This is a genomic window from Pseudomonas sp. S30_BP2TU TE3576 (assembly GCF_050436025.1).
Taxonomy (GTDB): Bacteria; Pseudomonadota; Gammaproteobacteria; order Pseudomonadales; family Pseudomonadaceae; genus Aquipseudomonas.
In genome coordinates, this window is sequence record NZ_JBNDLK010000001.1 from 1,852,225 (window position 1) to 1,876,006 (window position 23,782).

At 59.8% G+C, this 23,782-nt stretch carries 21 protein-coding genes and 2 tRNA genes; 16 read left to right on the forward strand and 7 right to left on the reverse strand.

Annotated elements, in window-relative coordinates; translation table 11 throughout:
* Positions 1-65 precede the first annotated feature (65 nt).
* The 4 genes from ABIA48_RS08480 to ABIA48_RS08495 all read left to right on the forward strand — a co-directional run bounded on the left by ABIA48_RS08480 (position 66) and on the right by ABIA48_RS08495 (position 4,855).
* Positions 66-419, forward strand: coding sequence for an MGMT family protein (locus ABIA48_RS08480; protein WP_277535195.1), 354 nt, complete (start codon positions 66-68; stop codon positions 417-419).
* 44 nt (positions 420-463) lie between these two features.
* Positions 464-2,023 (forward strand): AmpG family muropeptide MFS transporter, encoded by a 1,560-nt coding sequence (locus ABIA48_RS08485; RefSeq protein ID WP_429487900.1) that lies wholly within the window; start codon positions 464-466, stop codon positions 2,021-2,023.
* Positions 2,024-2,166: 143 nt separating this feature from the next.
* Entirely contained in the window at positions 2,167-3,882 is a 1,716-nt protein-coding gene (locus ABIA48_RS08490; protein ID WP_429487902.1) for a proline--tRNA ligase, read from the forward strand.
* 19 nt (positions 3,883-3,901) lie between these two features.
* A complete protein-coding gene (locus tag ABIA48_RS08495; RefSeq protein WP_204930102.1) occupies positions 3,902-4,855 on the forward strand; it encodes a hypothetical protein in 954 nt (317 codons plus the stop codon).
* 105 nt (positions 4,856-4,960) lie between these two features.
* Here the strand turns inward: ABIA48_RS08495 and dinB are convergent, their stop codons facing one another.
* Positions 4,961-6,022, reverse strand: a complete 1,062-nt coding sequence (gene dinB / locus ABIA48_RS08500; RefSeq protein WP_429487904.1) for a DNA polymerase IV — start codon at positions 6,020-6,022, stop codon at positions 4,961-4,963.
* 301 nt (positions 6,023-6,323) lie between these two features.
* Between dinB and ABIA48_RS08505 the strand changes: the two genes are divergently transcribed.
* The 4 genes from ABIA48_RS08505 to ABIA48_RS08520 all read left to right on the forward strand — a co-directional run bounded on the left by ABIA48_RS08505 (position 6,324) and on the right by ABIA48_RS08520 (position 10,925).
* Positions 6,324-6,400, forward strand: a tRNA-Met gene (locus ABIA48_RS08505).
* A 232-nt stretch (positions 6,401-6,632) separates the two neighbouring features.
* A tRNA-Met gene (locus ABIA48_RS08510) sits at positions 6,633-6,709 on the forward strand.
* Positions 6,710-6,987: 278 nt separating this feature from the next.
* Positions 6,988-9,630, forward strand: coding sequence for a bifunctional lysylphosphatidylglycerol flippase/synthetase MprF (mprF, locus tag ABIA48_RS08515; RefSeq protein WP_429487906.1), 2,643 nt, complete (start codon positions 6,988-6,990; stop codon positions 9,628-9,630).
* Positions 9,630-10,925 (forward strand): AcvB/VirJ family lysyl-phosphatidylglycerol hydrolase, encoded by a 1,296-nt coding sequence (locus ABIA48_RS08520; protein WP_429487908.1) that lies wholly within the window; start codon positions 9,630-9,632, stop codon positions 10,923-10,925. The genes mprF and ABIA48_RS08520 overlap by 1 nt, the downstream gene beginning before the upstream one ends.
* 253 nt (positions 10,926-11,178) lie before the next feature.
* On the opposite strand, the gene ABIA48_RS08525 is transcribed toward ABIA48_RS08520, so the two are convergent.
* The gene (locus ABIA48_RS08525) at positions 11,179-13,080 is read right to left on the reverse strand and encodes a potassium transporter Kup (protein ID WP_429487910.1); all 1,902 of its coding nucleotides are present in this window, start codon (positions 13,078-13,080) and stop codon (positions 11,179-11,181) included.
* A gap of 293 nt (positions 13,081-13,373) precedes the next feature.
* Here ABIA48_RS08525 and rimO point away from each other — a divergent pair, with 293 nt between their 5' ends.
* The 6 genes from rimO to tsaA all read left to right on the forward strand — a co-directional run bounded on the left by rimO (position 13,374) and on the right by tsaA (position 18,683).
* Positions 13,374-14,711 carry a 30S ribosomal protein S12 methylthiotransferase RimO gene (gene rimO, locus ABIA48_RS08530; RefSeq protein ID WP_007992720.1) on the forward strand — a complete coding sequence of 446 codons (1,338 nt, stop codon included), beginning with the start codon at positions 13,374-13,376 and terminating at the stop codon, positions 14,709-14,711.
* Positions 14,712-14,823: 112 nt separating this feature from the next.
* Positions 14,824-15,297 carry an acetyltransferase gene (locus ABIA48_RS08535; protein WP_429487913.1) on the forward strand — a complete coding sequence of 158 codons (474 nt, stop codon included), beginning with the start codon at positions 14,824-14,826 and terminating at the stop codon, positions 15,295-15,297.
* Positions 15,298-15,487: 190 nt separating this feature from the next.
* Positions 15,488-16,198, forward strand: coding sequence for an rRNA pseudouridine synthase (locus tag ABIA48_RS08540; RefSeq protein ID WP_429487915.1), 711 nt, complete (start codon positions 15,488-15,490; stop codon positions 16,196-16,198).
* A 76-nt stretch (positions 16,199-16,274) separates the two neighbouring features.
* Entirely contained in the window at positions 16,275-16,742 is a 468-nt protein-coding gene (locus tag ABIA48_RS08545) for a DUF1456 family protein (RefSeq protein WP_429487917.1), read from the forward strand.
* Positions 16,743-17,028: 286 nt separating this feature from the next.
* Positions 17,029-17,799 carry an SDR family oxidoreductase gene (locus tag ABIA48_RS08550; protein ID WP_429487919.1) on the forward strand — a complete coding sequence of 257 codons (771 nt, stop codon included), beginning with the start codon at positions 17,029-17,031 and terminating at the stop codon, positions 17,797-17,799.
* Positions 17,800-17,984: 185 nt separating this feature from the next.
* Entirely contained in the window at positions 17,985-18,683 is a 699-nt protein-coding gene (gene tsaA / locus ABIA48_RS08555) for a tRNA (N6-threonylcarbamoyladenosine(37)-N6)-methyltransferase TrmO (RefSeq protein ID WP_429492819.1), read from the forward strand.
* 157 nt (positions 18,684-18,840) lie between these two features.
* On the opposite strand, the gene fpr is transcribed toward tsaA, so the two are convergent.
* Positions 18,841-19,620, reverse strand: coding sequence for a ferredoxin-NADP reductase (fpr, locus tag ABIA48_RS08560; RefSeq protein WP_003443014.1), 780 nt, complete (start codon positions 19,618-19,620; stop codon positions 18,841-18,843).
* Between the two features lie 145 nt (positions 19,621-19,765).
* On the opposite strand from fpr, the gene ABIA48_RS08565 reads away from it, so the two are divergent.
* The gene (locus ABIA48_RS08565; RefSeq protein ID WP_033063546.1) at positions 19,766-20,692 is read left to right on the forward strand and encodes a LysR family transcriptional regulator; all 927 of its coding nucleotides are present in this window, start codon (positions 19,766-19,768) and stop codon (positions 20,690-20,692) included.
* On the opposite strand, the gene ABIA48_RS08570 is transcribed toward ABIA48_RS08565, so the two are convergent.
* From ABIA48_RS08570 to ABIA48_RS08580, 3 genes are all read right to left on the reverse strand, one after another.
* The gene (locus tag ABIA48_RS08570; RefSeq protein ID WP_007996906.1) at positions 20,689-21,051 is read right to left on the reverse strand and encodes a diacylglycerol kinase; all 363 of its coding nucleotides are present in this window, start codon (positions 21,049-21,051) and stop codon (positions 20,689-20,691) included. The two genes, ABIA48_RS08565 and ABIA48_RS08570, sit on opposite strands and share 4 nt — an antisense overlap.
* 75 nt (positions 21,052-21,126) lie before the next feature.
* Complete coding sequence (gene erdR, locus ABIA48_RS08575) at positions 21,127-21,777, reverse strand: response regulator transcription factor ErdR (protein ID WP_007990201.1); 651 nt, start codon at positions 21,775-21,777, stop codon at positions 21,127-21,129.
* A 216-nt stretch (positions 21,778-21,993) separates the two neighbouring features.
* The gene (locus ABIA48_RS08580; RefSeq protein WP_429487922.1) at positions 21,994-22,752 is read right to left on the reverse strand and encodes a tRNA-uridine aminocarboxypropyltransferase; all 759 of its coding nucleotides are present in this window, start codon (positions 22,750-22,752) and stop codon (positions 21,994-21,996) included.
* Positions 22,753-22,940: 188 nt separating this feature from the next.
* Between ABIA48_RS08580 and ABIA48_RS08585 the strand changes: the two genes are divergently transcribed.
* A complete protein-coding gene (locus ABIA48_RS08585; RefSeq protein WP_429487924.1) occupies positions 22,941-23,363 on the forward strand; it encodes a PA3611 family quorum-sensing-regulated virulence factor in 423 nt (140 codons plus the stop codon).
* On the opposite strand, the gene ABIA48_RS08590 is transcribed toward ABIA48_RS08585, so the two are convergent.
* Entirely contained in the window at positions 23,364-23,558 is a 195-nt protein-coding gene (locus ABIA48_RS08590; RefSeq protein WP_007990206.1) for a hypothetical protein, read from the reverse strand.
* Between the last annotated feature and the right edge of the window lie 224 nt (positions 23,559-23,782).

Below are 23,782 nucleotides of genomic sequence, written 5' to 3' on the forward strand. Positions count from 1 at the left end.
TCTCAACCGCCCGTGCAGGAATTACTCTACAGACGGTAAAGCAAACTTCTTCAGGACTGACGGACGTGACCGATCCAATCGATGAACCCGAGAGTGCGGCGCAAATCCGACGCACGGCGCTGTATTTGACGCTTGCACAAATACCCGAGGGCAAAGTCGTCAGCTACGGCCAACTGGCCGAGCTTGCAGGACTGGGTCGCGCCGCTCGCTGGGTCGGCCGCACGCTCAGCCAATTGCCGAGCGACAGCAAGCTGCCCTGGCATCGGGTTCTGGGCGCAAACGGGCGTATCAGCCTGCCGGTGGGCAGCCCTTCGGGTGATGAGCAGCGCGCACGATTACGCATGGAGGGCATCAGCATCCTGAATAATCGTGTTGATATTCAGCGCCATGGCTGGCGTCCGGTAGAGCACAGCGGTTAGAGTGCGCGCTTTGTTTCCGTATTTCTTGAGGCAGACTCCAGCCCATGCCCCGTAAAACCTGGCGCGCCGCGCTCGCCGCTTATGCCAGCCCTTCGACACTCGTGCTGTTGCTGCTTGGTTTCGCCGCCGGCCTGCCTTACATGCTGGTGTTTTCGACACTTTCGGTCTGGCTGCGAGAAGCCGGCGTGGCTCGCGAAACCATTGGCTATGCAAGCCTGATCGGCCTGGCGTATGCCTTCAAATGGGTCTGGTCACCCTTGCTCGACCAATGGCGACTGCCATTGCTCGGCAAGCTCGGTCGACGACGATCCTGGCTCGTGCTGTCCCAGGCACTGGTCATCCTCGGCCTGATCGGGATGGGTTTCTGCGACCCGCAAAAGCACTTGTCCTGGCTGATCGCCATTGCCGTGGTCGTCGCTTTCGCATCGGCGACGCAGGACATTGCGGTAGACGCCTACCGCCTGGAAATCGCCGAAGACAACCGCCAGGCCGCACTCGCCGCCAGCTACATGTCCGGGTATCGGATCGCCGCCCTGCTGGCCACCGCCGGCGCGCTGTATTTCGCTGAAGGTTTCGGCTCGACCGGCTTCAACTACAAGCATTCGGCATGGGCCGGCACCTACATTCTGTTCGGCGCCCTGATGGTCCCGGCACTGATGACCAGCCTGTTCATGCGCGAGCCGCCGGTGCCATTGCGCACGCAACTGCAGGCCGGTCGATACAGCTTTGTGCATCAACTGGCGTCAGTGTTCGTACTGATCGTGCTGCTGGTTTCCGTGCCGGCGATGTTCACCCAACTCTACAACACCGACTTCGCCAGCGTGCTGTTCCAGGGCGTGAGCGTGCTTGACCTGCTGCTCGAAGACCGCGCCTTCCTGCGCGCGATCCTCTACACCACCCTCACCGCCCTGTGCCTCTCGGCCATGGGCCGTCGTGGTCTGGCGCCAGTGCTGACGCCGGTCAACGACTTCATTCTGCGTTACCGCTGGCAGGCGCTGCTGCTGCTCGGGCTGATTGCCACCTACCGGATGTCCGACACGGTCATGGGCGTGATGGCCAACGTTTTCTACATCGACCAGGGCTTCACCAAGGACCAGATCGCCAGCGTCAGCAAGATCTTCGGTCTGATCATGACGCTGGTAGGTGCCGGCATGGGCGGCCTGTTGATCGTGCGTTTCGGCATACTGCCGATCCTGTTCATCGGCGGCGTTTCGTCGGCGGCCACCAATCTGCTGTTTCTGATGCTGGCCGATATGGGCCCCAATCTGAAGATGCTGATCCTGACCATTTCCCTGGACAACTTCAGTTCAGGCCTGGCCACCTCAGCCTTTGTCGCCTACTTGTCGAGCCTGACCAACCTCAAGTTCTCCGCCACCCAATACGCCCTGCTCAGCTCGATCATGCTGTTGCTGCCGCGCTTGATCGGCGGCTACTCCGGGGTCATGGTGGAAAAATTCGGTTATCACAATTTCTTCCTGATCACCGCCCTGCTGGGCGTTCCGACACTGCTGTTGATCGCCTTGCACTGGTTCCAGGAGAACCGCCGCGCCGGTCCGACACCGACACCGGAACCGGTGCAGACCCCGGTCACCGAAGAATCGTAGATTCTTTACGCAGGAAGAATCGCGGAGGGCCGAGTGAATCGCGCCCTCCTGCCACACCACCGACCGCATGCCTGTACGCCAGCGGATCTCGCCCGTACAATGCTTCGTCATTTCTCGTCATCAGCAATCGATAACGGCCAACCATGCGCACCAGTCAATTTTTGCTCGCCACACAAAAAGAAACGCCTTCCGACGCGGTCGTGATCAGCCACCAGCTGATGCTGCGCGCCGGCATGATCCGCAAACTCGCCTCGGGCCTGTACACCTGGCTGCCAATGGGCTTGCGGGTGATGCGCAAGGTCGAAGCCGTCGTTCGTGAAGAAATGAACGCCGCCGGTTCTCTCGAAGTGTTGATGCCGAGCACGCAACCGGCCGAGCTGTGGCAGGAGTCCGGGCGCTGGGAAGAGTACGGCCCCGAATTGCTGCGCTTCAAGGATCGCCATGGCCGCGACTTCTGCGCCGGCCCGACCCACGAAGAAGTCATCACCGATCTGATGCGCAACGAGTTGAGCAGCTACAAGCAGCTGCCAATCAACCTGTACCAGATCCAGACCAAGTTCCGTGACGAAATCCGCCCACGCTTCGGCTTGATGCGCGGCCGCGAATTCATCATGAAGGACGCCTACTCGTTCCACGCAGACCAGCCGTCGCTGCAGGTCACCTACGACCGCATGCACCAGGCCTACTGCAACGTGTTCACCCGCCTGGGCCTGAAGTTCCGCCCTGTTGAAGCCGACAACGGTTCCATCGGTGGCGCCGGCTCCCACGAGTTCCACGTGCTGGCCGAGTCCGGCGAAGACGATATCGTTTTCAGCAATGGCTCCGACTACGCCGCCAATATCGAAAAAGCCGAAGCCGTGCCGCGCGAAACATCGCGTGCCGCTCCGACCGAAGAGCTGCGTCTGGTCGATACCCCGAATGCCAAGACCATTGCGCAACTGGTCGAAGGCTTCAACCTGCCAATCGAGAAAACCATCAAGACCCTCGTGGTGCACGCAGAAGAGAAAGGCAAGCTGATTGCCCTGATCATCCGTGGCGACCATGAGCTGAACGAAATCAAGGCCGCCAACCAGCCTGGCGTTGCCAGCCCTCTGGTCATGGCCTCGGAAAGTGAACTGCGCGACGCCATTGGCGCCGGTGCCGGCTCCCTGGGTCCGTTGAACCTGCCGCTGCCGATCATCATCGACCGCTCGGTCGAACTGATGAGCGACTTTGGCATTGGCGCCAACATCGACGACAAACACTACTTCGGCGTGAACTGGGAGCGTGACCTGCCTGTTCCGACCGTTGCCGACCTGCGTAACGTCGTGACCGGCGACCCGAGCCCGGACGGTAAGGGCACCCTGGAAATCAAGCGCGGCATCGAAGTCGGGCACATCTTCCAGCTGGGCAACAAGTACAGCAAAGCGATGAAGTGCGAAGTGCTTGGCGAGAACGGCAAGCCGGTCACCCTGGAAATGGGTTGCTACGGCATCGGCGTGTCCCGCGTGGTGGCCGCTGCCATTGAGCAGAACAACGATGAAAACGGGATCATCTGGAGCGACACCCTCGCGCCTTTCCAGATTGCCCTGGTGCCGCTGCGCTACGAAACCGAACAGGTTCGTGAAGCCACCGACAAGCTGTACGCGGAACTCACCGCTGCCGGCTTCGAAGTGCTGCTCGATGACCGCGACAAGAAAACCAGCCCGGGCATCAAGTTCGCGGACATGGAGCTGATTGGCATTCCACACCGGATCGTGGTCAGCGACCGCGGCCTGGCCGAAGGCAACCTGGAATACAAGAGCCGTACCGAGGCCGAGGCACAAGCGCTGCCGGTCGCCGACGTACTGTCCTTCCTTCAGGCCCGCATCCGCCGCTGATACCAGATATAGAGACGTCATGTTCAAGCGAAACACCTTAGGCCTCGGTGGCGCCGCCTTGTGCGGTGCCCTGCTGGTCAGCGGCTGTGCCAACCACATGTCGCAACGCAGCGAGCAAGAGGAACGGGTCGAGCGCAAATTGCTCGACCACAGCCTGCAGATCGATGTCGGTGAGCCCAAGGTGCTTGAGCTGCCGCAACGGCGGGTGAAAATTCACGAGCAGAAGACTTTCGAAGTCACCGAGTACGAAGTCACGCGTCACTACGACCGCTATACGCCGTATCAACCCTGGCGGGAGGTTTACGAAATCCCGCTGGGCGCGGTGGCCGTGGTGGCGGGGATCGGTGCCAATGTGGTCAACGTGTTCGCCCTCGGCAATCTGCCGGACAGCGTCACCAAGGACTGGCTGAGCTACGGTTTTGCCGGGCTCAACCCGTTCATGAACGTGCAGTCCCACGGCCGCGCGCAGCAAAACCTGGCTGGCATTGATGAAGTCCAGCGCGACAAACGCACGGAGTATTCAAGCCTGCCCTGGAGCGAGCGTCCGGTTGAGGTCAAGGCCGGCAAGGAAACCTTCGAACTGAGCACTGACAAAAACGGCGTATTACGCCTGAATCTGTTGGACAGCCCGTTCGCCGAACATGACATCAATCATCTGAGCCGCTTGCTGATCCGTGTTGCGGATGCCCAGGACAAGGTGCACATCGATTCCACCCTGGTCATCAGCGGCAACTTGCGCAGCAAGCTCTATGAGGCCCACGGGCTGATTTATGACGATCTCGAAGGTGACGAAGTCAATCAGTGGGTCCACCGGGTCAAACGCCTGTCGGAGCTGGGTCTTGAAGAAGAAGCCAGCGAACTGGAACAGAGCCTGATCGAACTGACGCGCAACGATCCCGAATTGCAGACCGAGTTTCTGAAGTCGCTGGCCCGCAATGGCGAGCGACTGGTGGCGAATCCGGGGCTCAATTAAAGCCAAAAAGCTTCGCGAGCAAGCCCGCTCCCACATTGGATTAATGTGGGAGCGGGCTTGCTCGCGAAGGCGGCCAGACACTCACCACCTGAACTCAATCCTCCACTACCGCTCAAACAACTCCATCTGCTCGAACCCGCCCCGGAAGTCCTCCAGCCGCACGCCGACGCCCAACAACCGCACCGGTTTACCGCCGCGATTGAACGCCTGGGTCAACATCAACTGATAACTCCCCAGATCCCGCCCTGCTCCGGCCTGCTCCAGCGTGGTCTGGGTAAAATCATGGAACTTCACTTTGACGAATGGCTTGCCAGGCCGATAACTGCTGTCGATTCGCGCCATGCGACCAGCCAGGGTTTCCAGCAACTCGGGCAATTTATCCAGGCAACTCGCCAGGTCCGGTAGATCCACATCGTAGGTATTTTCGACACTGATCGACTGACGACGACTGTCGTTGTGCACCACACGCTCATCAATCCCACGGGCCAGACTCCAGAGCCGCTCGCCAAAGCTGCCGAATTCGCGCACCAGTGCCAACTTGTCCCACTCGCGCAATTGCAGGCAATCGGTGATACCCAGCTTGCCGAGCTTGTCGGCGGTGACTTTGCCGACCCCGTGCAATTTGCTTACCGGCAAGCCACTGACAAAGTCCTCGACCTGGTCCGGAGTAATGACGAACAGGCCGTTGGGCTTTTTCCAGTCACTGGCGATCTTGGCCAGAAATTTGTTCGGCGCCACCCCCGCCGATACGGTGATATGCAATTGGTTGGAGACCCGGCGCCGGATGTCCTGGGCGATTCGTGTTGCGCTACCACCGAAATACGCACTGTCCGACACATCGAGGTACGCCTCGTCGAGCGAGAGCGGCTCAATGATCTCGGTGTAGTCGCGAAAGATCGTGTGAATTTCCCTGGACGCCTCTCTATAAGCATCCATGCGTGGCTTGACGATGGTCAGGTCCGGGCACAGTTTCAAGGCATGCCCCGAGGACATCGCCGAACGCACCCCGTACGCTCGCGCTTCATAATTGCAGGTGGCGATCACCCCGCGCCGATCCGCCGACCCACCCACCGCCAAAGGCTTACCGGCCAGACGCGGGTCATCGCGCATCTCAATGGCGGCGTAGAAACAGTCACAATCGACGTGGATGATCTTTCGCTGAGTCATGGCAAAGCAGTGTTCATGGCAAGGAAAAGGCGTATTGGTGTGACGGACATCCAGTATCTCACCGACACCTGTATATAGCACCAGTAGTCTGAATGTTCTTTTCGACTCGTAGGAAATGTCGTTGGTAAATTTATTTTTTCAATCAAAAAAACATTCACGATAGAGCCGCACGCCTTGCCCCGCCTGCCTCACAGGCTGATCCACCCGCCCCTCGACAAGCTAACCGATTGAAGCAAAACAGGTTTTATCGGAATTGAAGGTTGACACCCCAGCGTATCTCTATAGAATGCAGCCACACAGACGCGGGATGGAGCAGTCTGGTAGCTCGTCGGGCTCATAACCCGAAGGTCGTCGGTTCAAATCCGGCTCCCGCAACCAAACATCAAAAAAGGCTACTCGAAAGAGTGGCCTTTTTTGTGCGCGCTCGTTTTGTAGCGCCGAGCGCCAAAACAAGGTCTGGACACTCAGCGACGCCAAAACCGGAAATCGTTCCGATTCCGAAACTTAGGCCATCGCTGCGACCGTTTGCCGCAATTCAACGTTTATTTGACCTGCTTCAGGATTAACGGTTGACACCTCGGCGTATCTCTATAGAATGCCGCCACACAGACGCGGGATGGAGCAGTCTGGTAGCTCGTCGGGCTCATAACCCGAAGGTCGTCGGTTCAAATCCGGCTCCCGCAACCAAACATCAAAAAAGGCTACTCGAAAGAGTGGCCTTTTTTGTATCTGTTGAAAAAGTCCTTTCGCAACAATGATCTGTCACTGTGTAGCAAGCCGTTTGGGGTCACCCATGCGCCGAGTTCAGACTATGCTCTATCGCAGGCTGAAGCCTTCACGACTGATAACGCGCCGCCCCTTTCGCCGGGTGATAGGCGTTAATATTTGTGATTATTTTTTTCTACAGGGATTGGTAACTTGGCTGGATACCTCCATCCTGTCGCGCACAATCCAAGAGGTGATTGATGCGCGCCAACTCGTCTGATTCACAAGACACTGTCACAGCAACACAACCGATCAAGGCTGAGCGTCTGCGCCTGCTCGATCGTTTGAGCAAGTACCGTCAACCCATTGGCCTGGCGGTCACCCTGCTGCTGTTCGCGATCGCGCTGATCGCCTGTCGTCACCTGTTGAGCGAGCTCGACCTTTACGCGCTGCACGACTCGATCCTCGAAGTTCCGAAACCTGCCTTGATGGGCGCACTGGGCGCAACCATAGTGGGTTTCATCATTCTGCTCGGCTACGAATGGTCGGCCAGCCGCTATGCCGAGGTGAACCTGCCACCGCGCACGCTGGCAGTGGGCGGTTTCACGGCCTTTGCCATCGGCAACGCCATCGGTCTTTCAATGTTGTCGGGCGGCTCGGTTCGCTATCGTCTCTATGCCCGTCACGGCCTGGGAGCGGCTGAAGTCGCCCGCATGACGCTGTTCGCCAGCCTCTCGCTGGGTTGCGCCCTGCCGCCGCTGGCCGCCCTGGCGACGCTCAGCGACCTGTCTGCCGCGTCCACCGCCCTGGGTCTCTCCGAGGTTTTGCTGGGCGTGGTGGCGACTGCCGTGCTCGTGTTGTTTTCGGTGCTGGCCTTAGGCATCTACCGCCGTCGACTGCCGGAACAGCCTTACCCGGACAACCTGCTGGTCAAGGTTGGGCGCCGCACCTTGCGCCTGCCCGGGCTTCGACTGACGTTCCTGCAATTGATCATCACCGCCCTGGACGTAGCAGCCGCCGCGACTGTGCTCTATCTGCTGCTGCCGGAAACACCGCCCTTCGGCGCGTTCCTTTTGGTATACCTGCTGGCTCTGGCCGCCGGCGTACTCAGCCATGTGCCGGGCGGCGTCGGGGTGTTCGAGGCAATTTTGCTGGCTGCGTTTTCCGACACCCTTGGCGCTGCACCACTGGCGGCCGCCCTGCTGCTCTATCGCTTGATCTACGTGGTGCTGCCGTTGCTGGTGGCCTGCCTGCTGCTGCTGATCAACGAAGGCCAGCGCCTGTTCCAGACACGCCAGACATTGCGCGCAGCGTCAGGCCTGGCGGCACCGATACTGGCGGTGCTGGTATTCCTGTCCGGTGTTGTCCTGCTGTTCTCCGGCGCCACCCCGGAAATCGACACGCGCCTGGAGCACATCGGTTTTCTGATCCCCCATCGACTGGTCGATGCTTCGCACTTTGGCGCCAGCCTGGTCGGGGTTCTGTGCCTGTTGCTGGCCCAGGGGCTGCGTCGCCGGCTGTCGGCCGCGTGGATGCTGACCACCATTCTGTTGCTGGTCGGCGCCCTGCTCTCGCTGCTCAAGGGTTTTGACTGGGAAGAAGCCAGCCTGATGGTGCTGACGGCAAGCCTGCTCGGGGTATTCCGCCGCTCGTTCTACCGCCCCAGCCGCCTGACCGAAGTGCCGTTCTCGCCGTTGTACCTGGTAGCGAGCCTGTGCGTGCTTGGCGCGTCGATCTGGCTGCTGCTGTTCGCCTATCAGGACGTTCCCTACAGCCACCAACTCTGGTGGCAGTTCACCCTCGATGCCGACGCCCCTCGCGGCCTGCGTTCGCTGCTCGGTGCCGCGGTGCTGCTGGTGGTGGTGTCGCTGACCTGGCTGCTGCGCACTGCGCGTCCGGTCATACACCTGCCGACGCCCGACGAACTGGAACGCGCCAGCAAGATCCTCATGGCATCGGCCCAACCCGATGGCGGCCTGGCCCTGACCGGTGACAAGGCGCTGCTGTTCCACCCCAACGACGAGGCGTTCCTGATGTACGCCCGTCGCGGCCGCAGCCTGGTGGCGCTGTATGACCCGATCGGCCCGGGCCAGCAACGGGCGGAAATGATCTGGCAGTTCCGCGACCTGTGCGACATCCACCACGCCCGCCCCGTGTTCTATCAAGTGCGCGCAGAGAACCTGCCGTACTACATGGACATCGGCCTGACGGCGATCAAGCTCGGCGAAGAAGCCCGGGTCGACCTGAAGCGTTTTGATCTCGAAGCCAAGGGCAAAGAGATGAAGGACCTGCGCTACACCTGGAACCGTGGCACCCGTGACGGCCTGTCGCTGGAAATCTTCGAGCCCGGCCACGCGCCGATGGATGAGCTCAAGGTGATTTCCGATGCCTGGCTGACCGGCAAGAACGTCCGGGAGAAAGGTTTTTCGCTGGGCCGCTTCAGCGATGACTACCTCAAGTATTTCCGCATCGCGGTGATTCGTTTCGAAGGGCGCCCGGTGGCGTTCGCCAACTTGCTCGAGACTTATGGTCATGACCTGGCCAGCCTCGACCTGATGCGCGCGCACCCGGATGCCCCGAAGCTGACCATGGAGTTCATGATGGTCGGCCTGATTCAACATTATAAAAATCATGGATACGCGCGTTTCAGCCTGGGCATGGTGCCGTTGTCGGGGTTACAACCCCGCCGCGGCGCGCCATTGACCCAGCGCCTGGGCTCGATGGTATTCCGCCGTGGTGAGCAGCTATACAACTTCCAAGGCTTGCGCCGCTTCAAAGACAAGTTCCAGCCTGATTGGGAACCCCGTTATATGGCCGTGCCCGCCGGACTCGATCCGCTGGTTGCGCTGGCCGACACTGCTGCCCTGATCGCGGGCGGCTTGACCGGATTGGTGAAACGCTGATGATTCAACGCTCCTTGCGGTATGTATTGGGCACACTGGTGATAGTGGCCCTGATTCTCGGTGGCGGTTACTGGTATCTGAAACGCCCGGCACCGGAACCGACCCTCGAATGGCTGACCCCGGCCGACGGTGCGACGATGACCCGTGTCATCCCCGGCACCACGCCACGCGCCCAGGTGCTGGTGGCGGTCAACGAAGACCAGAAACTCAGCGACAAGCAATTGATGACCCTGAGCCGTAGTGGCTCGGCGCAAATTGTCCAGGTGATCCTGCCCAAGGACTGCCTGCTGCAAAGCCGTGCCCTGCAATCGGGCCTGCGAGAGCTCAAAGGCCCGGCGACCCTGGTCGGCGGCATCGGCCCGGGCGCCGTGCTGGCCTGGCGCTGGTTGTCCGAGCAAAAGGACGACAAGGCTTACGCCGTCTCGGTCGACCTGGCCCTGGAAAAGGGTGGCTGCACTCACCTGTTGCCGAAAAGCGCCGCCCACGGCCACTGGCTGGCAGCGTGGAACGACAACCCGGACGACACCAGCGCCGGTTTTGTGCGCGACCAGGTCAATGCTGAAACCAGCATCAGCGACTACGACATCAACCTGCCGCAAGTGTTGAACAACGAACTGCGCAAGATCCTCGTCGGTGGCGACAAAGCCGCTGGCGGCCTGCAGATCCCGGTGGTCGAAGTGCCAGCGGGCCAGGCCCGGGACACCGTGACCCTGTTCCTGTCCGGCGACGGCGGCTGGCGCGACCTCGACCGCGACGTGGCGGGCGAGATGGCCAAGATCGGCTACCCGGTGGTCGGCATCGACACCCTGCGCTACTACTGGCAGCACAAGAGCCCGGAGCAAAGTGCGCTGGACCTGGCTGAACTGATGCAACACTACCGGCAGAAATGGGGCACCAAGCGCTTCATCCTGACCGGCTACTCGTTCGGCGCGGATGTTCTGCCGGCGATCTACAACCGCCTGGCCGAGTCGGAGCAGAATCGCGTTGACGCAATCATCCTGCTGGCCTTCGCCCGTACCGGCAGCTTTGAAATCGAAGTCGAAGGCTGGCTCGGCAACGCTGGCAAGGAAGCCGCCACCGGCCCGGAAATGGCCAAGCTGCCAGCTGCCAAAGTGGTGTGCATCTACGGTGAAGAAGAAACCGACGAAAGCGGCTGCACCGACAAGACTGCGGTAGGCGAAGCGATGAAACTGCCCGGCGGCCACCACTTCGACGAGAACTACCCGGCGTTGGCCAAGCGTCTGGTAGAGATCATCGAGAAGCGTCAGCCGAAGGAAACAGCTGCTACAGAGTGATCTGACAGCCCGCAAAAAGCCCTCGTTACCTCACGGTAACGGGGGCTTTTTCATTCCACCACACGCCACACATCCCCTGTGGGAGCGGGCTTGCTCGCGAAGGAGGCGTGTCAGTCGACATAGATGCAATTTGACACACCGCTTTCGCGAGCAAGCCCGCTCCCACACTGGATCTTCATAGTCTTCCAGTTTTTTACTCAGGTACAAAAAAGCCCCCGCTGCCGCAAGGCAACGGGGGCTTTTTGTGGCTCGCTTACATCTCCACCTGAGTACCCAGTTCAATCACCCGGTTCAGCGGCAGATTGAAGAAGCGCAAATTGCCGTTGGCATTCTGCAACATGAACGCAAACAACGCCTCACGCCAGCGCGACATGCCTTCGAGCTTGGAGGCGATGACCGTCTCGCGACTGAGGAAGTAAGTGGTGCGCATCGGACTGAAGTTCAGTTCATCGAGATGACACAGCTTCAACGCCTGTGGCACGTCCGGCTCATCGATGAAGCCGAAATGCAGGATCACCCGGAAGAAACCTTCGCCGTAGGCATCGACCTCGAACCGTCGTGATGGCGGCACCCGCGGGATGTCTTCGTAGACCACCGTCAGCAGCACCACTTGCTCGTGCAGTACCTGGTTATGCAACAAGTTGTGCAACAGCGCGTGGGGCACGGCGTCCGGTCGCGCGGTGAGGAACACTGCCGTGCCCTGCACGCGATGGGGCGGTTGTACGGCAATGCTGCTGATGAAGATCGGCAGTGGCAATCCACCCTCATCGATACGTTCGACCAGCAACTGCTTGCCGCGCTTCCAGGTGGTCATCAGCACAAACAGTGCGAAACCGGCGATCACCGGGAATGCACCGCCCTGAACGATTTTCGGCACGTTGGCAGCGAAGTAAAGCCCATCCACCAACAGGAAACCGAGCAACACCGGAACGGTGAGCAACGGTGGCCACTTCCACAACAGCAGTATTACCGCCGACACCAGGATGGTGGTCATCAGCATTGTGCCCGTCACCGCCACACCATAGGCCGAAGCCAGGGCGCCGGAGGATTCGAAACCAATCACCAGCAGGATCACACCAACCATCAGCGCCCAGTTCACCGCGGCGATGTAGATCTGGCCTTGTTCGGCGCTGGAGGTGTGCCGGATGTGCATGCGCGGAATGTAACCGAGCTGGATCGCCTGACGGGTCAGGGAGAACGCACCGGAAATCACCGCTTGCGAGGCAATCACCGTGGCCAGGGTCGACAGACCGACCAGCGGGATCAATGCCCAGCTCGGTGCCAACAGGTAGAACGGGTTACGAGCCGCTTCCGGGTCGCCCAGCAGCAAGGCACCCTGACCGAAATAGTTCAGTACCAGCGCCGGCAGCACGAGGATGAACCAGGCACGAGCGATCGGCTTGCGACCGAAGTGGCCCATGTCCGCGTAAAGGGCCTCGGCACCGGTCAATGCCAGCACCACGGCGCCGAGAATCGTCACGCCCATGCCCGGATGGACCATGAAGAAACGTACACCCCATACCGGGTTCATCGCTTGCAGGACTTCCGGATGCTGGCTGATGCCATAGACGCCCAGTGCGCCCAGCACGAGGAACCAGGTGACCATGATCGGCCCGAACAGAATGCCGATGCGCGCGGTCCCGTGACTCTGAATCAGAAACAGCGCGACCAGCACCACCAGCGACAATGGCACCACCCAATGGTCGATACCTTCGAAAGCCAGCCCCAGGCCTTCAATTGCCGAAAGCACGGAAATCGCCGGGGTAATCATGCTGTCACCATAGAACAACGCCGCACCGATCAGTCCGCAGACCACCAGCAACGTGCGTAATTTGGCGTGTCCCGACGCCGCCCGCCGCGCCAGTGCGGTCAAGGCCATGATCCCGCCTTCGCCCTGGTTGTCGGCGCGCAGCACAAACATCATGTATTTGATCGACACGACCCAGATCAGCGACCAGAAGATCAGCGCCAGGATCCCCAGCACCCCGTCATGGTTGACCGGCACGCCATAGCCTCCGGAAAACACTTCTTTGAGGGTGTACAACGGACTGGTGCCGATATCGCCATAAACCACCCCGACTGCCGCGACCAGCATACCGATCGGCTTCACCGCCGAATGCTCGGCACCTGCAGCCTGACTACTTGCCTGACCCATCCACCACTCCTACTTCTCAGACCCGGGCTTCTTTGAAAGAAGCACTATGCTTTGTCGTGCAGCATGCGCTGTTTTACTTCACGTTACAGACGTTTTGTTGACAGTAAAAACCCAGTAAAGCGTAACGGCGCGAAGCATAGCGCAGCACTCGTCGTATTTCCCTGCATAAAGCTGGTCAAGTGAGCGACTCATCGCTAGAATTGCGCACTTTTTGATCAGAGGCGCAGTTCAAGCGCCCGTCCGTCGGTTTTGCCCTGCCCGGCAAGCGGCGTCACAAAATACCGAGGTTAGACATGTCCACCACTCCTGCGCCGGCCAATCCAAAGGTTGGCTTCGTATCCCTGGGTTGCCCCAAAGCACTGGTCGACTCCGAGCGCATCCTTACCCAGCTGCGTATGGAAGGCTATGACGTGGTGTCCACCTACCAGGACGCCGACGTCGTGGTAGTCAACACTTGCGGCTTCATCGATTCGGCCAAGGCCGAGTCCCTGGAAGTGATCGGCGAAGCCATCAAGGAAAACGGCAAGGTCATCGTGACCGGCTGCATGGGCGTCGAAGAAGGCAACATTCGCAATGTACACCCGAGCGTGCTGGCCGTGACCGGTCCGCAGCAGTACGAGCAAGTGGTCAACGCCGTGCACGACGTCGTGCCGCCGCGCCAGGACCACAACCCGCTGATCGACCTGGTGCCACCGCAAGGCATCAAACTGACCCCGCGCCACTACGCCTACCTGAAGATTTCCGAAGGCTGCAACCATAGCTGCAGCTTCTGCATCATCCCGTCGATGCGCGGCAAACTGGTCAGCCGTCCGGTGGGCGACGTGCTCGACGAGGCCCAGCGCCTGGTCAAATCCGGCGTCAAAGAGCTGTTGGTGATCTCCCAGGACACCAGCGCCTACGGCGTCGATGTGAAGTACCGCACCGGTTTCTGGAACGGCGCGCCGGTGAAAACCCGCATGACCGAACTCTGCGAAGCCCTGAGCACCCTCGGCGTCTGGGTGCGCCTGCACTACGTTTACCCGTACCCGCACGTTGACGAGCTGATCCCGTTGATGGCCGCCGGCAAGATCCTGCCGTACCTGGACATCCCGTTCCAGCACGCCAGCCCGAAAGTGCTGAAGTCGATGAAACGCCCGGCCTTCGAAGACAAGACCCTGGCGCGGATCAAGAACTGGCGCGAAATCTGCCCGGACCTGATCATCCGTTCGACCTTCATCGTCGGCTTCCCGGGCGAAACCGAAGAAGATTTCCAGTACCTGCTGAACTGGCTGACCGAAGCACAACTCGACCGCGTCGGCTGCTTCCAGTACTCGCCGGTCGAGGGCGCACCGGCCAATGACCTTGACCTGGAAGTCGTCCCGGACGACGTCAAGCAAGACCGCTGGGAGCGCTTCATGGCGCACCAGCAGGCCATCAGTTCGGCGCGCCTGCAAATGCGCATCGGCCGCGAGATCGAAGTGCTGGTCGATGAAGTCGACGAGCAAGGCGCGGTGGGCCGCTGCTTCTTCGACGCGCCGGAAATCGACGGCAACGTATTCATCGACAACGGCAGCAACCTCAAGCCGGGCGACAAGGTCTGGTGCAAAGTGACCGACGCCGACGAATACGATCTGTGGGCTGAACAGATCTAAACGCAAAAAATACACAAAGCCCCGCTCTCTCGACGAGATGCGGGGCTTTTTTACGGCTATCGTTTGCAGATGGAAGGATTCCTATCAACCACTGCATAAGGGGCAGACGGGCATGCGTCAGCATTCGGTCATCCACACGCCGAAATTCAGCGACTACGAAGAACTGACCCGGGTCTGGGAGGCCTCGGTACGTGCCACCCACGACTTTCTGCCAGACAGCTACATCGAACTGCTGAAAAACCTGGTACTGACCCGCTACCTCGACTCGGTGATGCTGATCTGCACCAAGGATTCGAGCCAGCGCATCACCGGGTTCGCCGGCGTCGCGGCAGGCAAGATCGAAATGCTCTTCATCGACCCCGACCATCGCGGCCAGGGCCTGGGCAAGAAACTGTTGCGCTATGCCCTGGAACACCTGAACGCCGTCGAACTGGACGTCAACGAACAAAACCCGCAAGCCCTCGGCTTTTACTTCAAGCAGGGTTTCGAGGTGATCGGTCGCTCGGAAGTCGATGGCATGGGCCAGCCGTATCCGCTGCTGCACATGCGCTTGCGCCAGCCCCAACAATTGACGCGCAATGGCTGACACAACACAGAACCACTGTGGGAGCGGGCTTGCTCGCGAAGGCGGTGTGTCAGCCAACATCATTGTTGAGGTTGATGACCCCTTCGCGAGCAAGCCCGCTCCCACAAAAAGCCTCGCGGCGTAAATGGAACCGCGATTAACCGGCGCCAGGCAGGTACAATGCCCACCCCCTTTTTGTTACGGCCCTGACATGACTGACCCGATTCGTCTCTCCAAACGCCTCATCGAACTCGTCGGCTGTTCCCGTCGGGAGGCTGAGCTGTTCATCGAGGGCGGCTGGGTCACCGTCGACGGCGTGGTCATCGACGAGCCGCAATTCAAGGTCGACACCCAGAAAGTCGAGCTTGATCCAGAAGCCAAGGCCTCCGCGCCGGAACCGGTGACCCTGCTGCTCAACGTGCCGGCCGGCATGGACGCAGACACCGCCATGGCCACCCTCGGCGCCGAGACCCTGAGCGAAGAACACCGCTACGGTAAGCGTCCGTTGCGCGGGCACTTCCTGCGCCTGACCGCCAGCACCGACCTGCAGGCTAACGCCAGCGGTCTGCTGGTGTTCACCCAGGACTGGAAAATCCTGCGCAAACTCACCGCCGACTCCAGCAAGATCGAGCAAGAGTATGTGGTCGAGGTTGAAGGCGAGATGGTGGCTCACGGCCTGAACCGCCTGAACCACGGACTGACCTACAAAGGCAAGGAATTGCCGGCGGTCAAGGCCAGCTGGCAGAACGAAAACCGCCTGCGCTTTGCCATGAAGAACCCGCAACCGGGCATCATCGCTCAACTGTGTCAGGCCGTCGGCCTGAAGGTCGTCGCCATCCGCCGCATCCGCATCGGCGGCGTGTCCATCGGCAAAGTGCCGGTGGGGCAATGGCGCTACTTGTCCGGCAAAGAGAAGTTCTAAGACTTCCCGCGCCGCCACACCTTTCGGCGCTGCTGTTTTCGGCGGCGCCCATAGCTGAATTATCAGGACTGCACACATGATCCATAACGACGTACTGCGCAGCGTGCGCTACATGCTCGACATCAGCGACAAGAAAGTCATCGAGATCATCAAGCTCGGTGGCATGGACGTGGCCCTGAAAGACCTGGTGACGTACCTCGACAAGAGAGAAGAAGACGAGGAAGGCTTCGTACGCTGCCCGGACGACGTCATGGCGCATTTCCTCGATGGTCTGGTGATCTTCAAGCGCGGCAAGGACGAAAGCCGTCCGCCGCAGCCGATCGAAGTGCCAGTGACCAACAACATCATCCTGAAAAAGCTGCGGGTGGCGTTCGAGCTGAAAGAAGACGACATGCACGCGATCCTCAAGGCCGCCGGGTTCCCGGTGTCCAAGCCTGAGCTGAGCGCGCTGTTCCGCAAGTTCGGCCACACCAACTATCGCCCGTGCGGCGACCAGCTGCTGCGCAATTTCCTCAAGGGCCTCACTCTGCGAGTGAGAGCGTAAAGCGGCGACCCCCTTTGTAGCAGCTGCCGAGCCCGCGAGGCTGCGTTCGGCTGCGAAGCAGTCGTGAGTCCAGCTGACGCGGCCTGCCTGATGTACCGCGATGACTGATTTTACGACTGCTTCGCAGCCGAACGCAGCCTCGCGGGCTCGGCAGCTGCTACAGATCGCATTACCGCTTAACTGACTGGCATTAGGCCTAATGGCTCCTCATTCCCTTCGAAAATAGTGGCTCCGCTGACCGCGGCCGACGGCTAGGGTGTAAAGACCTCAGCTCTCAGGATTCGCCATGCACCCGTACTTCTCCCTGCAAGGTCGCACCGCCCTGGTGACCGGCGGCACCCGTGGTATCGGCAAAATGATCGCCAAGGCCTACGTCGAGGCGGGCGCCACCGTGTACGTCTGCGCCCGCGACGCCGAAGCCTGCCGGCAAACCGCCGACGAACTCGGAGCGCTTGGACACTGCCACGCCATAGTGGCCAACCTCGCCACCGAAGAGGGCGTCCTGCAACTGACCACGCGCCTCGGCGAGCAGATCTCCCATCTGGACATTCTGGTAAACAATGCCGGCACCACTTGGGGAGCACCGCTGGAGAGCTACCCGATCAAGGGTTGGGAAAAAGTCATGCAGCTCAACGTGACGTCGGTGTTCAACTGTATCCAGCAGTTCCTGCCCCTGCTGCGCAAGGCCGGTTCGGCGCAGAATCCGGCGCGGATCATCAACATTGGTTCGGTGGCCGGGATTTCATCCTTCGTTGAACAGGCGTATGCCTACGGGCCAAGCAAGGCTGCGTTGCATCAGCTGTCGAGGATTCTGGCGCGCGAACTGGTAAGCCAGCACATCAACGTCAATGTGATCGCCCCCGGGCGCTTTCCGAGCAAAATGACCCGGCACATTGGCAATGATGAGCAGGCATTGGCCGAGGATACGGCGCTGATCCCAATGAAGCGCTGGGGTCGCGAGGAAGAGATGGCGGCGCTGGCGATCAGCCTGGCGAGTACCGCAGGAGCTTACATGACCGGGAATATCATTCCGCTGGATGGCGGGTTCAGTCTCTGAAATCGGCGGCGCGGCCTTCGCGAGCAAGCCCGCTCCCACAGGGTTCTGGAGCGCACACAAAATTTGTGTCCATCACAAAACCTGTGGGAGCGTGGCTTGCCCGCGATGACGGACTGACAGGCGCCACCGGGCCAGAGGTCGCGTGGGTTATCATGCCTGCCTTCATTCCACCTCGACCGCAAACCATGACCTACAGCGTTTCCCCCATCGGCTTCGTGCGCTCCTGCTTCAAGGAGAAGTTCGCCATTCCGCGTCAACCGCAACTCGCCCCGGCCGCCCGCGGCGTGCTGGAACTGGTGGCGCCGTTCGATCAAGGGGATGCCGTGCAGGGTCTGGAGCAGGTCAGCCACGTGTGGCTGCTGTTCCTGTTCCACCAGGCTCTGGAGGAAAAGCCGCGCCTGAAGGTCCGCCCTCCTCGTCTGGGCGGCAATAAATCCATGGGCGTGTTTGCCACCCGCGCAACCCACCGCCCCAATGGCATCGGGCAATCAGTGGTGAAACTGGACAGGGTCGAAGCCAACCGCTTGTGGATCTCGGGCATCGATCTGCTGGATGGCACGCCGATTCTCGATATCAAACCCTACGTGCCCTACGCCGACATCATCGATACCGCCACCAACAGCATCGCCAGCGCCGCGCCGCTGTTGATACCCGTGCAGTGGACGGATGCAGCGCTGCAACAGGCTCACGAGCATGCCCAGCGCCTTGAAGAGCCCTTGGTTGAGTTGATCGAGCAATGCCTGGCACAGGATCCACGCCCGGCCTACCAAACGCCGGCACCCGAGCGGGAATACGGTGCGCAGTTCTGGGATCTGGATGTGCGTTGGCATTACCCGACACCGGAGCTGATCTGCGTCCTGGAAGTCATACCCGCGAAAACCTGAACGCCGAAAATGCAAAAAGCCCGCGCTGCCTTCACAGGCAACGCGGGCTTTGGCTTTATGTGGGAGCGGGCTTGCTCGCGAAAGCGATTTACAACTCAACGATGATGTTGAATGACAATCCGTCTTCGCGAGCAAGCCCGCTCCCACAAGGTTCCGCTTACTTCTCGACGAATGCACGCTCGATCAGGTAATCACCCGGCTCGCGCATCCGCGGCGAAACCTTCAGGCCGAAGCTGTTCAGCACTTCGCTGGTTTCGTCGAGCATGCTCGGGCTGCCGCACAGCATGGCGCGGTCGTCCTGCGGGTTGATCGGTGGCAGACCGATGTCGCTGAACAGCTTGCCGCTGCGCATCAGGTCGGTCAGGCGACCTTCGTTCTCGAACGGCTCGCGGGTCACGGTCGGGTAGTAGATCAACTTGTCACGCAGCGCTTCGCCAAAGAACTCGTTCTGCGGCAGGTGCTCGGTGATGAACTCGCGGTAAGCGACTTCGTTGACGTAACGCACGCCGTGGCACAGGATCACTTTCTCGAAACGCTCGTAGGTTTCCGGGTCCTGGATGACGCTCATGAACGGCGCCAGACCGGTACCGGTGCTGAGCAGGTACAAATGTTTGCCAGGCTTCAAGTCATCCAGCACCAGTGTGCCGGTAGGCTTCTTGCTGATAATGATCTCGTCGCCTTCCTTCAGATGCTGCAACTGCGAAGTCAGCGGACCATCAGGCACCTTGATGCTGAAGAACTCGAGATGCTCTTCCCAGTTCGGGCTGGCAATCGAGTAAGCGCGCATAAGCGGGCGGCCGTTGGGCTGTTGCAGGCCGATCATCACGAACTGACCGTTCTCGAAGCGCAGGCCCGGATCACGGGTGCACTTGAAGCTGAACAGAGTGTCGTTCCAGTGGTGAACACTGAGGACACGCTCGTGGTTCATGTTGCTCATGTACGTGGGACTCCTGGAGATTTGTCTGCGCGTGTTCGGTGTGCTCTGCAAGAAAGCCAACTCTGCGCAATTGCATCGCATTCTAAAGGCAGAGACAATATCTGTTAAATGGATTATTAAGATAAGGGTTATCGGTTATATCGATATGCGATTTACTCTCCGTCAACTTCAAGTATTCGTCGCTGTCGCCCAGCAGGAAAGCGTGTCCCGTGCTGCGGGCCTGCTCAACCTCTCGCAATCGGCGGCGAGCACCTCGATCACCGAACTGGAGCGCCAGTGCAGCTGCCAGTTGTTCGACCGTGCCGGCAAACGGTTGAGCCTGAACGCCCTCGGCAAACAACTGTTGCCGCAAGCCGTCGCGCTGCTGGACCAGGCCAAGGAAATCGAAGATCTACTCAATGGAAAGTCCGGTTTCGGCTCGCTGGCTGTGGGCGCGACCCTGACCATCGGCAATTACCTGGCCACCCTGCTGATCGGCAGCTTCATGCAGCGCCATCCGGAAAGCCAGGTGAAGCTGCACGTGCAGAACACTGCCAATATCGTGCAACAAGTGGCCCACTATGAAATTGATCTAGGTCTGATTGAAGGTGACTGCAGTCACCCGGACATCGAAGTACAAAGCTGGGTCGAGGACGAATTGGTGGTGTTTTGCGCCCCTCAGCATCCGCTGGCCAAGCGCGGCACGGCCTCCATGGACGAGTTGAGCCACGAAGCCTGGATCTTGCGCGAACAGGGCTCCGGCACGCGGTTGACCTTCGATCAAGCCATGCGCCATCACCGCACTTCTTTAAATATCCGCCTGGAGCTTGAGCACACCGAAGCGATCAAACGCGCAGTGGAGTCTGGTTTGGGGATTGGCTGCATTTCCAGGCTGGCATTGCGCGACGCATTCCGCCGCGGCAGCCTGGTGCCTGTCGAGACGCCGGATCTGGATCTGGCGCGACAGTTCTACTTCATCTGGCATAAACAGAAATATCAGACATCGGCGATGCGCGAGTTTCTCGATCTGTGCCGCGCCTTCACCGCCGGGGTTCAGCGCAGCGACGAGATCGTGCTGCCGACGATCGCTTAGAGCAGAATCACCGCCCACACCAGGGCAATCATGCTCAATGCCACGAACTGGGCGGCACTGCCCATGTCCTTGGCATTCTTGGACAGCGGGTGCCGCTCAAGGGAAATGCGGTCGATGGCCGCTTCCACGGCCGAGTTGAGCAGTTCGACGATCAGCGCCAACAGGCAGACCGCGATCAACAATGCCCGTTCGACCCGACTGACATTCAGGAAGAACGACAAAGGAATCAGGATGACGTTGAGCAATACCAGTTGCCGAAAGGCTGCTTCTCCGGTGAAGGCTGCGCGCAGGCCGTCGAGCGAATAACCGGAAGCATTGAGAATTCGTTTCAGGCCGGTCTGGCCTTTGAAAGGTGACATAGAGTGGGCAACTGACAAAAAAGAAGTGGGAAAGCTAGTTCAACCAAAGTCAAAAAAGCGTGAAGTTGCCAGCCTTTAATGGCTGGAAATTGACTCAAGTTGTTGCAAGAGCAGCGCAGCCTGGGTCCGGGTCCGCACATTCAGTTTACGGAAAATCGCGGTTACGTGCGCCTTGATAGTCGCCTCGGAAACACTCAACTCGTAGGCGATCTGCTTGTTCAGCAAACCTTCGCAGACCATGGTCAGCACCCGGAATTGCTGCGGCGTCAGACTGGCGAGGCCTTCGCTGGCCGCCTTGGCCTCCGCTGAGACGCTGACCGCTTCGAACGCCTGCGGTGGCCAGAACACATCACCATCGAGGACCGCCCGCACGGCTTTCTGGATCACGCTCAAGTCGCTGGATTTTGGAATGAAGCCACTGGCGCCGAATTCACGAGACTTGACCATGATGGTCGACTCTTCCTGGGCCGAGACCATGACCACCGGAATCTGCGGGTACTGACCGCGCAGCAGGACCAGCCCGGAAAAACCATAGGCCCCCGGCATGTTCAGGTCCAGCAGTACCAAATCCCAATCGGACTTTTCCGTCAGGCGGACTTCCAGTTCGGCGATGCTCGCCACTTCCACCAGGCGGACATCCGGGCCAAGGCCGAGGGTCAGCGCTTGATGCAAGGCACTACGAAAAAGTGGGTGGTCATCGGCAATCAGGATTTCGTATGTGGCCATTTTTCAAATGATCCTGTTTTTCATGGAGCGCCCGATGCATTCGGACCTCGCCAAAGCAACTCAAGGCACAGCCACGGAGCTGCACTGACAAGGCACGCTCAACGCAAAACCGCGTTGCAAACTCTGGCCGCACCCTGACCGGCGCCAAGCATGCCCAGCGAAGCCAGGGTGGTCAAGCTGCATGGCCAGGACACTTTATTGCAGCATGCGCAACAATCAGTCCATCAACGGGCTTGCCGACTGAACATAGGGCATTAACTCGGCATGCGCCGGGGTCGAAACGTTCATTTCCAGCTGATGTTTGGCATCGAGGTAATGCTGGCTGAACACATCGAAATAGGCATCCAGCGCCGATGCAGCGGCCACATCGCCTGCAAGATCGAGGCACAGCGCGGCAACCTCCGCCGTACACAGATGTTCGCTGCGGGTTGATCGGCGCAAGCGGTAACGGGAGAGCTTCTCGGGCAATAGACTGAGGATTGGCAGTCGGTCGAAATAGGGGCTCTTGCGAAAGATCTTCCGCGCTTCGGTCCAGGTCGCATCCAACAGAATGAACAACGGGCGCCTGGTGCCATCGACGTCCACGCTGTTTGTCACACGCTCAGGCTCGACGTACTCACCTGGAAACACCAGGTAAGGCTGCCATTGCGGGTCGGACAACAGCGCCAGCAACTGCGGATCGACCTCGGTACGGGACCAGATGAAGGCATGATTGTCAGGCACCACATCGGCGATCAGCCAACCGGTGTTGCTCGGCTTGAAGACTTCCTTGTTGGTCATGATCAGGCACACGCCAGAGCGGGTTTCGACCTGGGGACGCCATGCGCACAGGCAGTGGCTCTCGATCACCCGGCAATCACGGCAACGCGGGGCGCGCCAACCACGAGCCTGAATCGGCTTGATGCCCTCCTCCTCGCGCTGGTCGCGCAGGCGGGCTACAGCATTCAATGCAAATCGCGCGCAGGCACGGCTCATCGCAGGCAACGCCGACAAAAAACGGAAATCGACACGAAAAACACTCGACAGGGTAAAAAGTGCCAGCAGTTTACCAGACCGCCCGGCGCAAGCCTGTACCGTCCAGCCCGCCTCCCCTATAATTCGCCGCCACTGAACGCACAGTCACGTGACGGGTCCAACCCCCATCACTGAACCAGGAGAGTTTCATGCTGCGCCTTATCGTTCCTACCGCGGCCATTTTGCTGGCGTCGTCCTTCAACGCTCAGGCTGCGTCCTTGAAAGACACGGAACTGAACAAAATGCTGCAAAACGTCGCCACCCAGAGCAGCGTCGGCACTCCACGAGCGATCAACGAAGACATACTCGATCAAGGCTACACCGTTGAAGGCAAACAGTTGATCAACCATCTGAGCGTGCAGAGCAGCCACGCCGACAAGATGCGTGCAGACCCGAAAGCCGTGTACTTTCAGTTGGGAGCGTCTGTCTGCAGAAACGAAGGCTTTCGCAAGCTGATGGCCAAGGGCGCGATCATGCGCTACGACTTCACCGAGGTGAAGAGCAACCGCCCGGTCGGCTCCGCAAGCTTCCAGGAATCGGATTGCCTGCAACCGGCCAAGAAGAAAAAGTAATCACCGGGAATTGGCGCGCCGCTGTTCATCCTCGGCGCGCAATTCTGCCAACAGCGCCTGCAAGTAATGTGAACGGCGTTCGCCGCCGCGTAAACGCCGGCAGCACTCCTCTTCGAGACTCAAGTGATTGGTCTCGGCTGATGTCTTCAGCAATCGATACAGTTGCGTATCGATCTCCAGAACGACTCTGGCCATGGTTTCCCGCCTCCCTGCACTTCACTCATGTTTGAGCGATAAATCCTTAATCCGCTTGTACCGTGCGCCCTGCCGTTGACGCAAAGTTGTCGTGTGACGCCTGTAACTTAGTAAATCAGAGTGCCGCACATACGACGTACGTTCAGACGAGCGGTGAAAGCACCTTGCAAATCGTCAATAAGCGGTTGCCAGGAAAGACTTTGTGGCGCAATGATCAAGTCAGC

Bases quoted from the DNA above. Each gene is read 5' to 3' on its own strand.
- ABIA48_RS08485 (WP_429487900.1), top strand. From the start codon at position 464: ATGCCCCGTAAAACCTGGCGCGCCGCGCTCGCCGCTTATGCCAGCCCT.
- ABIA48_RS08490 (WP_429487902.1), top strand. From the start codon at position 2,167: ATGCGCACCAGTCAATTTTTGCTCGCCACACAAAAAGAAACGCCTTCC.
- ABIA48_RS08495 (WP_204930102.1), top strand. From the start codon at position 3,902: ATGTTCAAGCGAAACACCTTAGGCCTCGGTGGCGCCGCCTTGTGCGGT.
- dinB (WP_429487904.1), bottom strand. From the start codon at position 6,022: ATGACTCAGCGAAAGATCATCCACGTCGATTGTGACTGTTTCTACGCC.
- mprF (WP_429487906.1), top strand. From the start codon at position 6,988: ATGCGCGCCAACTCGTCTGATTCACAAGACACTGTCACAGCAACACAA.
- ABIA48_RS08520 (WP_429487908.1), top strand. From the start codon at position 9,630: ATGATTCAACGCTCCTTGCGGTATGTATTGGGCACACTGGTGATAGTG.
- ABIA48_RS08525 (WP_429487910.1), bottom strand. From the start codon at position 13,080: ATGGGTCAGGCAAGTAGTCAGGCTGCAGGTGCCGAGCATTCGGCGGTG.
- rimO (WP_007992720.1), top strand. From the start codon at position 13,374: ATGTCCACCACTCCTGCGCCGGCCAATCCAAAGGTTGGCTTCGTATCC.
- ABIA48_RS08535 (WP_429487913.1), top strand. From the start codon at position 14,824: ATGCGTCAGCATTCGGTCATCCACACGCCGAAATTCAGCGACTACGAA.
- ABIA48_RS08540 (WP_429487915.1), top strand. From the start codon at position 15,488: ATGACTGACCCGATTCGTCTCTCCAAACGCCTCATCGAACTCGTCGGC.
- ABIA48_RS08545 (WP_429487917.1), top strand. From the start codon at position 16,275: ATGATCCATAACGACGTACTGCGCAGCGTGCGCTACATGCTCGACATC.
- ABIA48_RS08550 (WP_429487919.1), top strand. From the start codon at position 17,029: ATGCACCCGTACTTCTCCCTGCAAGGTCGCACCGCCCTGGTGACCGGC.
- tsaA (WP_429492819.1), top strand. From the start codon at position 17,985: ATGACCTACAGCGTTTCCCCCATCGGCTTCGTGCGCTCCTGCTTCAAG.
- fpr (WP_003443014.1), bottom strand. From the start codon at position 19,620: ATGAGCAACATGAACCACGAGCGTGTCCTCAGTGTTCACCACTGGAAC.
- ABIA48_RS08565 (WP_033063546.1), top strand. From the start codon at position 19,766: ATGCGATTTACTCTCCGTCAACTTCAAGTATTCGTCGCTGTCGCCCAG.
- ABIA48_RS08570 (WP_007996906.1), bottom strand. From the start codon at position 21,051: ATGTCACCTTTCAAAGGCCAGACCGGCCTGAAACGAATTCTCAATGCT.
- erdR (WP_007990201.1), bottom strand. From the start codon at position 21,777: ATGGCCACATACGAAATCCTGATTGCCGATGACCACCCACTTTTTCGT.
- ABIA48_RS08580 (WP_429487922.1), bottom strand. From the start codon at position 22,752: ATGAGCCGTGCCTGCGCGCGATTTGCATTGAATGCTGTAGCCCGCCTG.
- ABIA48_RS08585 (WP_429487924.1), top strand. From the start codon at position 22,941: ATGCTGCGCCTTATCGTTCCTACCGCGGCCATTTTGCTGGCGTCGTCC.
- ABIA48_RS08590 (WP_007990206.1), bottom strand. From the start codon at position 23,558: ATGGCCAGAGTCGTTCTGGAGATCGATACGCAACTGTATCGATTGCTG.